Consider the following 12595-nt stretch of genomic DNA (forward strand, 5'->3'; position numbering starts at 1 on the left):
CGCCATGCCGTCCGACCAGATCACCCGCCGGGGCATGTTGCGCGGTGGAACAACCATTGCAGCGGCGACGCCATTTCTTTCCAGCGCGCAGGCGGCACAGCCCGCCGCCGCTTCCTCTCGCGAAGGAATCCCGATGATCCCGGTGGAATTGACCGTCAACGGCCGCGAAGCGCATTTGCAGCTCGATCCGCGCACCAGCCTGCTCGACGCGCTGCGCGAGCATCTGCACCTAACCGGCACCAAGAAAGGGTGCGACCATGGCCAGTGCGGCGCCTGCACGGTCATCGTCGAAGGGCGACGCATCAACAGCTGCCTGACGCTCGCGGTCATGCATGATGGCGAGGCGATCACGACGATCGAAGGGCTGGGCACACCCGACAAGCTGCACCCGATGCAGCGCGCCTTCATCACGCATGACGGCTATCAATGCGGCTATTGCACGCCGGGCCAGATTTGCTCCGCCGTCGCCGTGCTGGAAGAAATCGAGGCGGGTATCCCCAGCCATGTCACCGACGATTTGGACAAGGTGGCGCTGACCGATGCCGAACTGCGCGAGCGGATGAGCGGCAATATCTGCCGCTGCGCCGCCTATCCCAACATCATCGCCGCCATGAACGACGTCGCTGGGGGAGCCAAGGCATGAAGCCCTTTACCTATAGCCGCGCGACCAGCGCGCAGGAGGCGGCGAAAATGGCCGCTTCGACGCAGGGCGCACGCTTCATTGCCGGCGGCACCAACCTGCTCGACCTGATGAAACTTCAGATCGAGACGCCCACGCATCTGATCGACGTCAATCCTCTGAAGCTCGATCAGATAGAGAAGACCGCCGATGGCGGGCTGCGCATCGGAGCGCTGGTGCGCAATACCGATCTGGCCGCCGACAAGGTGGTGCGGCGCGATTATGGCGTGCTGAGCCGCGCCTTGCTGTCGGGCGCATCGGGGCAGTTGCGCAACAAGGCGACCACGGCGGGCAACCTGCTGCAACGCACCCGCTGCCCCTATTTCTATGACACGCGTATGCCCTGCAACAAGCGCAAGCCGGGCAGCGGCTGCGGCGCATTGCAGGGCATGAGCCGCAACCTGGCGATATTGGGCGTAAGTGATGCCTGCATCGCCCAGCATCCGAGCGACATGGCGGTGGCGATGCGGCTGCTGGACGCGACGGTGGATACGGTCGGCGCGGATGGCGCAGCCCGGTCGATCCCGATCGCGGACTTCCACTTGCTGCCCGGCGATACGCCCCATGTCGAAACGGCGCTGAAAGCCGGGGAGATCATCACATCGGTCACCCTGCCCAAGCCGATCGGCGGCACCCATGTCTATCGCAAGGTGCGCGATCGGTCCTCCTATGCTTTCGCGCTGGTGTCGGTGGCGGCGGTGTTCGGCAAGAATGGCGCGTCGCGCTTTGCCTTTGGCGGCATTGGCGCAAAGCCTTGGCGTACGGTTGATGCGGATGCAGCGGCCGGGTCCGGCGCTAAGGCTGTGGCGGAGGCCGCGCTGGCGGGCGCACGCACGACGCATCATAATGATTTCAAGAAAAAGCTGGTCGAACAGACGCTGACGTCGCTCTATCGGCAGAAGGAGGCACGGGCATGAAGTTCGATACGCCCGCCGGGTTGAACCCGATCGACAAGGGCCGGGTCGTGGGCAAGGCCCATGACCGGATCGATGGCGCCGCGAAGGTGACCGGCGCCGCTCCCTATGCCTATGAACGGCACGACGCCGCGCCCAATGCCGCCTATGGCTGGATGATCGGGTCGGGCATTGCCAAGGGGCGCATCGCCGCCATGGACCTGCGCGCGGCCGAAGCCGCGCCCGGCGTTCTGGGCATCGTCACGCACGCCAATGCCGGAAAACTCGGCAAGGGCAGCATGAATACCGCACCTCTGCTGGGTGGGCCGCAGATCGACCATTATGACCAGGCGGTTGCGCTGGTCATCGCCGACACTTTCGAAAATGCGCGCGACGCGGCCAAGCTGGTACGGATTGACTACACCAGCGAAGGCGGGAAGTTCGACCTGACCGCCGAGCGGGCCAATGCCGTCAAGCCACCCGAAGGCGGCTTTGGCGGGTCACCCGATACGGCGGTCGGCGATTTCGACGGCGCGTTCGCCAAGGCGGCGGTCAAGGTCGATCAGAATTACTCCACCCCCGACCATAGCCACGCAATGCTGGAGCCACATGCCTCCACCGCGGCGTGGAATGGCGACAAGCTGACGCTGTGGACGTCCAACCAGATGATCGCATGGACCGTGGGCGATGTTGCCAAGACATTGGGCATCCCTAAGGCGAATGTCCGGCTGGTGTCGCCCTATATCGGCGGCGGCTTCGGGGCCAAGCTGTTCTTGCGCGCCGATGCGCTGCTGGCGGCGTTGGGGGCAAGGCAGGTCGGACGTCCGGTCAAGGTGGCGCTCGCGCGGCACCAGATCCCCAACAACACCACCCATCGCCCGGCGACGATCCAGCGCATCCGCATCGGCGCGGACAAGGATGGCGTGATCGACGCGATCGGCCATGAAGTCTGGTCGGGCGACCTGCCCGGTGGCGGGCCGGAAACGGCGGCGCAGCAGACGCGGCTGCTCTATCGCGGTGCCAATCGGATGACGGCGCACCGGCTGGCGACGCTCAACCTGCCAGAAGGCAACGCGATGCGCGCGCCGGGCGAAGCGGTCGGCCTGCTCGCGCTGGAGGTCGCGATGGACGAACTGGCCGAAGCCTGCGGTGTCGATCCGGTCGAACTGCGCATCCGCAACGATGTGCAATATGATCCTGAAGCAGGCACGCAGCGGCCCTTCTCCAGCCGCAAGCTGGTGGAGTGCATGCGCGCCGGGGCCGAACGTTTCGGCTGGAACAAGCGGCAGGCAAAGCCGGGCCAGGTGCGCGATGGGCGCTGGATGGTCGGCATGGGCGTCGCCTCGGCGTTCCGCAATAATCTGGTCGGCAAATCGGGCGCGCGGATCGGCGTCGATGCCAAGGGGCAGGTGATCGTCGAAACCGACATGACCGACATCGGCACCGGCAGCTATACCATCATAGCCCAGACGGCGGCGGAGATGATGGGCGTGCCGATCGAGGCCGTCACCGTCCGGTTGGGCGACAGCCGCTTTCCCGTTTCGGCGGGTTCGGGCGGACAATGGGGGGCTAACAGCTCTACGGCGGGCGTCTATGCCGCCGCCATGGCGTTGCGCGCGAAATTGGCGGAGAAGGCGGGCTATCCGGTTGATCAGGCCGAGTTCGAGGAGGGCCTCATCCGCCACGAGAACAAGTCCCAGACGCTGGCGGCGCTCGCCGGGCGTGAAGGTGTGTGGGCCGAGGACAGCATCGAATTCGGCGATCTCGACAAACGCTATGCGCAGGCGACCTTCGGCGCGCATTTCTGCGAGGTCGGCGTCGATATCGATACGGCCGAAGTGCGTATCCGCCGCATGGGCGGCGCGTTCGCGGCCGGGCGCATCCTCAACCCCAAATCCGCGCGCAGCCAGGTCATCGGCGCGATGACCATGGGGGCGGGATCGGCGCTGATGGAGGCGCTGGACGTCGACACCCGCTTCGGTTTCTTCGTCAATCACGACATGGCCGAATATCTGGTGCCAGTTCATGCCGACATCCCCGAACAGGATGTGCTGTTCATCGAAGAGTTGGACGACAAAAGCTCGCCGATGAAGGCCAAGGGCGTTGGCGAATTGGGTATTTGCGGCGCAGGCGCAGCGGTGGCGAACGCCATCTACAACGCGACCGGCATCCGCATCCGCGACTATCCCCTGACGATCGATAAATTGCTCAAGGCGCGGGCGGCCTGATCAGTCTGCGCATCGAGGAGAAGATGTGATCTTCCCTCGACTAGGGAGAGGCATGATTTTTCTGTTCTGTCATTGGCTTGCGGAAGCCGGTGGCAGTCGCGCTGTGCGTGGGAAGCCCCGCCAACACATTGATTATGTCCAATCCATGCTATAGTTTTGGTCTTTTCCTGCGCTATCCCCACTCCGTTTTTATAGATGGGGTTAACTCGACGGCAACATTGCTCGATCGAGGTGCAGGAGGGAATGATGGCGACTATTATTGGCGACAATCTGCCGAATACGCTCACTGGCACAATCGACCCTGATGAAATTTACGGCGGCGGCGGCGATGATGTCATTTCCGGCGGCTTGGGCGATGATTCCCTCTATGGTGAGGATGGCAATGACACGATCAACGGCGATAGCGGCGATGATCTGATCGACGGCGGCGTCGGCAACGACATATTGAACGGCGGCGATGGTAATGATGAGATCATCACTGGTGTCGGCAACGACATTGTCGATGGGGGCAATGGCGCCGACTATATCGTTATAGGGTCATCGCTGAATACCGCCGACCGCATCAATGGCGGTACCGGCAGTGACGTCGACATATTGTCGATATCGGGCATCTACGCCAATTCCATCCTCTTCGACGCTGATACGGTGCGCGGGGTCGAGCGTTTTTCGATCGGTTCGGGGCAGGTGCGTCTGACATTGCATGCCATGACTGACGTGCGATGGATCGACGCGGGATCACAACTGCAGACCGATTTCCTGCACTTGAATGCAACGGCCGCCACCAATGCCATGATCATTACTGGCGGCGCAGGCGATGATATCATTACCGGCGGCAGCGGCGATGATGTGATCAACGGGGGGCTGGGCCAGGATATGCTGGTCGGTGGCGCTGGCAACGACCAGATCATCGGTGGCCTGGATGGGGACATGCTGACCGGCGGGGCAGGCAATGATATCTTCACGCTGACCTACAACACGCCGCGTTCGGATTCCTCGCCTTCCACCATCGATACCATTACCGATTTCGAAGGCGCTGGCGTGGCCGGCGGCGACAAGATCGACCTGCCTTCCTACGCCTATGGCCGGGGCATCGCGTTCAACGCGACTCCGATCAACTTCACCTTCGTCATTGGCGGTGGCGCGTCGGGCGTGCAGTTGCCCGCCGAACTGGTCGGCGATGGCTTTGCGGACGTGTCGTGGAAGCATGATACCGTCAACAATCGTGTCGAACTATGGGTCGATGTCGATGACAACGGTCAGTTTTCCGAACTCGATATCTACACCTATATCAACGGCATCACATCGCTGACGCAGGAGGATTTCACCGACAGCTTCCCGATCTGGCGCGGAACTGTCGGCGGGGACTCGCTCCTGGCAAGCGCCGGAAACATTATCGCTTATGGCCTTGGCGGCAATGACACGATGCGGGGCGGGGACGGAAACGACACGCTCTACGGGGGCGATGGTGCCGACGTGCTACGGGGCGGCAACGACAGTGACACGCTGTACGGCGATGCTGGGAATGACACGCTGTACGGGGATGCAGGCAACGACACGCTCTATGGGGGCGCTGGCGACGATGTGATGTCGGGCGGTGCGGGGTCTGACTCGCTGTATGGCGAGGCTGGCGACGATGTGATGACCGCAGGCACGTCGGGTAGCTATCTGGACGGTGGCATCGGCAATGACCAGCTGACCGGCGGCGCGGGCAACGACACGCTCTATGGTGGCGAGGGCAATGATGGTGTCAGTGGCGGCGCTGGTGCCGATTATATTGTGGGTTTTGCAGGCGCCGATACGCTCGATGGCGGTGATGGCAATGATGACGTTCGCGGTAGCGATGGCAATGACACAGTCCAGGGTGGCGCAGGCAATGACGCCGTACGCGGCGACGGCGGCATCAATATCGTCAACGGTGGTGCAGGTGATGATGCAGTCTATGTCGGCACAGAAGTCAATGCACGGGATACAGCCACGGGTGGCACGGGCGCTGATGTGTTTCGCCTTGGAGCTGCGGGCAATGCGCCTGGCAGTTTGGCGGCACCCCATGTCATTACCGATTTCAGCCGGGTCGAGGGCGACAAGCTGAAGCTGGAGTTCGATCCCTATATCAACGGTACCTATGGCTACACCAATGTGCCGCTGGTGTTCCGGGGCGAATTGTCGTCGGCGCTCTATTATGATGGCGCGCCTTTGCCGGGGGCGGACCTTGGCACGGGCTTTGTCCAGGTGTGGTGGAGCCGGGTTGGCACAGGCGGCAGCGCAAAGACAGTGCTGATCATCGACAGCGACCGCGACCTGACGCTGAGCGGCTCGGACTATGTGGTCGAGTTCGCACCCGGCACCATCGCCGACATCCAACTGACGGACTTCGTCGATAATCCCTTCCGCACCTATGCCGGGACGGCCGGGGACGACAGCCATCATGGCGATGCCAGCAATAATTTCATCTATGGGCTGCTGGGCAATGATAGCCTGTGGGGCGATGGCGGCAGCGATACGATCGCCGGTGGCGCAGGCATCGACACGCTTCATGGCGAAGACGGCAATGACATTCTCTATGGCGGGGACGATGCCGATAGCCTCTACGGCGGCAACGACAGTGACACGCTGTACGGCGATGCTGGGAATGACACGCTGTACGGGGATGCAGGCAACGACACGCTCTATGGGGGCGCTGGCGACGATGTGATGTCGGGCGGTGCGGGGTCTGACTCGCTGTATGGCGAGGCTGGCGACGATGTGATGACCGCAGGCACGTCGGGTAGCTATCTGGACGGTGGCATCGGCAATGACCAGCTGACCGGCGGCGCGGGCAACGACACGCTCTATGGTGGCGAGGGCAATGATGGTGTCAGTGGCGGCGCTGGTGCCGATTATATTGTGGGTTTTGCAGGCGCCGATACGCTCGATGGCGGTGATGGCAATGATGACGTTCGCGGTAGCGATGGCAATGACACAGTCCAGGGTGGCGCAGGCAATGACGCCGTACGCGGCGACGGCGGCATCAATATCGTCAACGGTGGTGCAGGTGATGATGCAGTCTATGTCGGCACAGAAGTCAATGCACGGGATACAGCCACGGGTGGCACGGGCGCTGATGTGTTTCGCCTTGGAGCTGCGGGCAATGCGCCTGGCAGTTTGGCGGCACCCCATGTCATTACCGATTTCAGCCGGGTCGAGGGCGACAAGCTGAAGCTGGAGTTCGATCCCTATATCAACGGTACCTATGGCTACACCAATGTGCCGCTGGTGTTCCGGGGCGAATTGTCGTCGGCGCTCTATTATGATGGCGCGCCCTTGCCGGGGGCGGACCTTGGCACGGGCTTTGTCCAGGTGTGGTGGAGCCGGGTTGGCACAGGCGGCAGCGCAAAGACAGTGCTGATCATCGACAGCGACCGCGACCTGACGCTGAGCGGCTCGGACTATGTGGTCGAGTTCGCACCCGGCACCATCGCCGACATCCAACTGACGGACTTCGTCGATAATCCCTTCCGCACCTATGCCGGGACGGCCGGGGACGACAGCCATCATGGCGATGCCAGCAATAATTTCATCTATGGGCTGCTGGGCAATGATAGCCTGTGGGGCGATGGCGGCAGCGATACGATCGCCGGTGGCGCAGGCATCGACACGCTTCATGGCGAAGACGGCAATGACATTCTCTATGGCGGGGACGATGCCGATAGCCTCTACGGCGGCAACGACAGTGACACGCTGTACGGCGATGCTGGGAATGACACGCTGTACGGGGATGCAGGCAACGACACGCTCTATGGGGGCGCTGGCGACGATGTGATGTCGGGCGGTGCGGGGTCTGACTCGCTGTATGGCGAGGCTGGCGACGATGTGATGACCGCAGGCACGTCGGGTAGCTATCTGGACGGTGGCATCGGCAATGACCAGCTGACCGGCGGCGCGGGCAACGACACGCTCTATGGTGGCGAGGGCAATGATGGTGTCAGTGGCGGCGCTGGTGCCGATTATATTGTGGGTTTTGCAGGCGCCGATACGCTCGATGGCGGTGATGGCAATGATGACGTTCGCGGTAGCGATGGCAATGACACAGTCCAGGGTGGCGCAGGCAATGACGCCGTACGCGGCGACGGCGGCATCAATATCGTCAACGGTGGTGCAGGTGATGATGCAGTCTATGTCGGCACAGAAGTCAATGCACGGGATACAGCCACGGGTGGCACGGGCGCTGATGTGTTTCGCCTTGGAGCTGCGGGCAATGCGCCTGGCAGTTTGGCGGCACCCCATGTCATTACCGATTTCAGCCGGGTCGAGGGCGACAAGCTGAAGCTGGAGTTCGATCCCTATATCAACGGTACCTATGGCTACACCAATGTGCCGCTGGTGTTCCGGGGCGAATTGTCGTCGGCGCTCTATTATGATGGCGCGCCCTTGCCGGGGGCGGACCTTGGCACGGGCTTTGTCCAGGTGTGGTGGAGCCGGGTTGGCGCAGGCGGCAGCGCGAAGACGGTGCTGATCATCGATAGCGACCGCGACCTGACGTTGAGCGGCTCTGACTATGTGGTCGAGTTCGCACCCGGCACCATCGCCGACATCCAACTGACGGACTTCGTCGATAACCCCTTCCGCCGGATCGTCGGCACGCCGCAGGCGAATGAGTTTATCGACACGGACGAAGCCAATATCTATTATGGTGTCGATGGCGACGACCTGATTGTCGGCAATGGTGGTAACGACGAACTGCATGGCGGCAATGGCAACGACACCATCTCTGGTGGTCAAGGCAATGACTATATCGTCGGCGGCGCTGGTGATGATGCTATAATCAGCGGCGCCGGGACCGACACCATCTATGGTGACGATGGCAATGACATCGTCCATGGTGGCGATGATGCCGACACCATTTATGGTGGAACAGGCAGCGACCAACTGCATGGCGAGTTCGGTGCCGATACGCTCTATGCACAGGATGGCAACGACCAGGTCTTTGGTGGCGCGGACAATGACCAGATCTTCGGCGGTCTGGGCGATGACAGCCTCGATGGCGGTGACGGAAACGATACGGTTTATGGAGACGGTGGTGCAGACACCCTGATTGGCGGAGCAGGCGCTGATTGGCTCTACGGCGGCGAAGGCGATGATCTGTTGCTCGGCGGCGAAGGCAATGACATGCTGGACGGTGGCAGCGGCTATGATATCGCCAGCTATGTCGGCAGTAATGTCGCACTGACCATTGATTTGTCCGCCAACAGCATATTCGCGCTTGGCGGCAATATCGGCACGGATACGCTTTCCAGTGTCGAGGGTATTATCGGCTCCGCATTCAACGACGTGCTGACCGGGAATAGCACGGACAACGTCATTGAGGGCGGTGCTGGGAACGACCTCATGGATGGCCGCGATGGCGTCGATACGTTGCGCTACACCAGTGCTACGGCCGGGGTCACACTCTCTCTCGCGCTCACAGGTGCGCAGGCCACCGGAGGAGCCGGGACGGATACGGTCACCAATTTCGAGAATATCACGGGGTCTGCCTATAATGACGTGCTGAGTGGATCGTCCGCCAATAATATATTGCTCGGTGGCGGCGGCAATGACAGCTTGGCAGGCGGAGACGGCGAGGATCGGCTGGATGGTGCCGACGGGGCCGACACTGTCCAAGGCGATGCAGGCGATGACCAGATCTTCGGTGGTGCCGGGAATGACAGCCTGTTTGGCGGCGCTGGCCTTGACCAGATTTTCGGCGGCGCGGGCAACGACAGCCTGTCAGGTGGAGCCGACGATGATCGCCTCTATGGGGACGCTGGCGACGATAGTATCGACGGTGGTGACGGCAACGACATCATCCTGGGCGGCGAAGGGAACGACACCATAGATGGTGGTGTCGGTGCGGATGATATGGCAGGCGGCCTCGGCAACGACATCTATATCGTCACGAGCGTCAATGACATGGTCAACGAAGCGGCCGATGAAGGCGTTGACGAGGTGCGCACCAACCTGGCGTCCTATACATTGGGTGCGCATGTCGAAAATCTGACCGGCATACGCAGCGCAGGGCAAACACTGATTGGCAATAGCCTCGCCAATCGGATCACGGGTACGGGCAGCGCCGACATCCTCAATGGCGGCGGCGGTGCCGACATGATGATCGGCGGCGCAGGTGACGATCTCTATTATGTCAATGATGCGGGCGACACGATCGTCGAGGCTAACAATGGCGGTAATGATACCGTCAATGCATCGGTGAGCTATTCCCTGGTGGGCATTTATGTCGAAAGCTTGGCCCTTACGGGCACAGCAGCCATTAACGGTAGCGGCAATAGCCTGGCCAATACGTTGATTGGCAATGGCAATAATAATGTGTTGAGCGGCGGGACAGGGAACGACATCCTCAATGGCGGTGCCGGCAACGATACTCTCGACGGGGGATCCGGCATTGACACGATGGTCGGTGGCATAGGTAACGATATTTATATCGTTGATCATGCTGGTGACATTGTCACGGAAGCAACTAATTCCGGGACTGATGAAGTCAGAACCGGTCTTTCCACCTATACTTTAGGTGTAAATGTCGAGAAGCTGACTGCGACCACTAACAATGGCCAGACCCTGATTGGCAACGCCGTGGCCAACCGTATGACCGGGGGCGATGGCAACGATACCCTCAATGGCGGTATTGGTGCTGATGTAATGATCGGCGGCAAAGGCAATGATATTTATGTCGTTGACCATGTCAGTGAAGAAGTGATTGAGCTTGGTGGAGAGGGCAATGACGAAGTGCGCACGGCGCTCACGAATTACATCTTGGCCGATCATGTCGAAACGCTCACAGCGACGGGATCGACTGGCCAAACCCTGAACGGCAATGCCCTAGCCAACACCATTACGGGCACTGCCGGGCATGACGTCATAAATGGCGGCATAGGTGCCGACATCATGACGGGAGGCGATGGGAATGACGTCTATGTCGTGGACAACGCTGGTGACATCATCGTCGAATTTAATGGAGGCGGTGCCGATCGCATCGACGCATCCGTCGATTTCAGTCTTGCAGGTATCTATGTTGAGAATCTGAGGTTGACGGGGACTGGAAATATCAATGCGGTCGGGAATAATCTGGCAAACATCCTTACGGGCAATGGCGGAAATAATTTGCTAAATGGCGGCGCTGGCGCTGACACGATGACGGGAGGATTGGGAGATGATGTCTATATCGTTGATAATATCGGCGATGTCGTAATCGAAACCAATATTGGCGGAACCGATGTTATTAATGCCTCAGTCAGCTATACTCTGGCCGGTACTTTTGTGGAAACACTGAACCTGACCGGCATTGCCAATATCGGTGGCACAGGCAATAGCGTTGACAATGCTATAAATGGAAATAGTGGCAATAATGCCCTAAGCGGCGGCGGCGGCAATGATCGTCTTGAAGGCAACGGCGGGAACGACGTGCTGACCGGTGGCGCAGGCCAAGATATGTTCGTATTCGATACGGCGCTTGGTGCCGGCAATGTCGATATTATTACTGATTTCAATGTGACGGACGATGTGATTTCATTGGCCTCATCGATATTTTCGGCGGCGGGAGCAGCCGGCCAACTCGCGGCGGGCGCTTTCCGTCTCGGCGCGGTTGCGCTCGATGCCAGTGACCGGATCATGTATGATAATGCTACCGGCAACCTCTATTATGATGCCAATGGCAATGCGGTGGGCGGGTCGGTGCTGTTCGCGCAATTGGCTGCCGGGTTGGCGTTGACCAATGCAGATTTCGTGATCGGTTGACGCGGTACGGCCAAATACACCCTGCTGGCGTTGCCAGTCGGGTGTGGGAGCGATAGGCGGACGCTATGATCGTCCGCCTATCGTTATTCCATATCCTTGCACTTGCTCTGGCGCTCTCTTCTGGCCTTGCTACTGCTGCACCGACCAACCGGCCGACGCTCGGCTACACCCGCGTCGCGATCGAGACGTCGGTGGGGACGATCATCGTCGCGGTGGATCAGAAACGCGCGCCGCGCACGGCGGCGAATTTCCTGACCTATGTGGATGATGGTCGGTTTGACGGCGTCACCTTCTACCGCGCCGCGCGACGCAAATCCGCGCCGACGATGGGGTTGATCCAGGGCGGGATCGACAGCGATGCGCGGCGGTCCTTGCCGCCGGTGGTGCATGAGCCGACGACCCAGACGGGCATCCGCCATCTTGATGCGACGCTGTCCATGGCGCGGCCCAACCGGCCCAATTCGGCGATGGGTAATTTCTTCATCACCATCGGCCCGACCCCCACCATGGACGCGCGGCCCGGCTATATCGGCTATGCGGCCTTTGGCCATGTTGTCGCGGGGATGGACGTGGTGAAGAAAATTCTCGCTGTCCCGACCTGCTGCGGGACTGGGCCGATGCGGGGGCAAATGATCGTCAAGCCGATCGTCATCCGCCATGCCAAAAGACTGGACGGCAAAGCCAAACCTACCGGCGGGGTGAAGCCCTGGTTGATCGGCAGGCTACGGAAGCCTGCAAGGTAGCGATCAGGCGAAGGCAGCTTGATCGTGTCGCGACGCCGGATATCCTTCGCGCGGCGGCCGGGCCTGTATCTTCTTCCACGCCTTTTCGTGAAAGAAGAAGGCGACGGCATTGATCACCGGTTCGACCAGCGCAATGCCACCCGCCAGCGCTACTGATCCGGTCATGAGATAGGCGACGGTAAAACCGACCGTGAGGTGGATGCTGAGATATGTGCCCGTCTTGATGAGGTCCAGCGACATGGGGATGCTCCTTGTTGCGACCCAGTTAAGAACTATTCGCAAAATGTGCCA

The 12595-nt window shown here is 60.8% G+C and carries 6 protein-coding genes; 5 read left to right on the top strand and 1 reads right to left on the bottom strand.

Annotation, left to right across the window (positions count from 1 at the left end):
• The first annotated feature begins 4 nt into the window (after positions 1–4).
• The 5 genes from paoA to BSY17_RS10655 all read left to right on the top strand — a co-directional run bounded on the left by paoA (position 5) and on the right by BSY17_RS10655 (position 12304).
• A complete protein-coding gene (gene paoA, locus BSY17_RS10635) occupies positions 5–643 on the top strand; it encodes an aldehyde dehydrogenase iron-sulfur subunit PaoA (RefSeq protein ID WP_069065497.1) in 639 nt (212 codons plus the stop codon).
• Positions 640–1596 (top strand): FAD binding domain-containing protein, encoded by a 957-nt coding sequence (locus tag BSY17_RS10640; RefSeq protein WP_069065498.1) that lies wholly within the window; start codon positions 640–642, stop codon positions 1594–1596. Before paoA ends, BSY17_RS10640 begins: the two co-directional genes overlap by 4 nt.
• Entirely contained in the window at positions 1593–3800 is a 2208-nt protein-coding gene (gene paoC, locus BSY17_RS10645; protein ID WP_069065499.1) for an aldehyde oxidoreductase molybdenum-binding subunit PaoC, read from the top strand. The genes BSY17_RS10640 and paoC overlap by 4 nt, the downstream gene beginning before the upstream one ends.
• A 243-nt stretch (positions 3801–4043) precedes the next feature.
• The gene (locus BSY17_RS10650; protein WP_069065500.1) at positions 4044–11561 is read left to right on the top strand and encodes a calcium-binding protein; all 7518 of its coding nucleotides are present in this window, start codon (positions 4044–4046) and stop codon (positions 11559–11561) included.
• Between the two features lie 65 nt (positions 11562–11626).
• On the top strand, positions 11627–12304 hold the full coding sequence (locus BSY17_RS10655) for a peptidylprolyl isomerase (RefSeq protein WP_069065501.1): 678 nt from the start codon (positions 11627–11629) through the stop codon (positions 12302–12304).
• A gap of 3 nt (positions 12305–12307) precedes the next feature.
• On the opposite strand, the gene BSY17_RS10660 is transcribed toward BSY17_RS10655, so the two are convergent.
• Entirely contained in the window at positions 12308–12544 is a 237-nt protein-coding gene (locus tag BSY17_RS10660; RefSeq protein WP_037476696.1) for a DUF2061 domain-containing protein, read from the bottom strand.
• Positions 12545–12595 lie beyond the last annotated feature (51 nt).

It is taken from the genome of Sphingobium sp. RAC03 (assembly GCF_001713415.1).
GTDB lineage: Bacteria > Pseudomonadota > Alphaproteobacteria > Sphingomonadales > Sphingomonadaceae > Sphingobium.

Bases quoted from the DNA above. Each gene is read 5' to 3' on its own strand.
- paoA (WP_069065497.1), top strand. From the start codon at position 5: ATGCCGTCCGACCAGATCACCCGCCGGGGCATGTTGCGCGGTGGAACA.
- BSY17_RS10640 (WP_069065498.1), top strand. From the start codon at position 640: ATGAAGCCCTTTACCTATAGCCGCGCGACCAGCGCGCAGGAGGCGGCG.
- paoC (WP_069065499.1), top strand. From the start codon at position 1,593: ATGAAGTTCGATACGCCCGCCGGGTTGAACCCGATCGACAAGGGCCGG.
- BSY17_RS10650 (WP_069065500.1), top strand. From the start codon at position 4,044: ATGATGGCGACTATTATTGGCGACAATCTGCCGAATACGCTCACTGGC.
- BSY17_RS10655 (WP_069065501.1), top strand. From the start codon at position 11,627: ATGATCGTCCGCCTATCGTTATTCCATATCCTTGCACTTGCTCTGGCG.
- BSY17_RS10660 (WP_037476696.1), bottom strand. From the start codon at position 12,544: ATGTCGCTGGACCTCATCAAGACGGGCACATATCTCAGCATCCACCTC.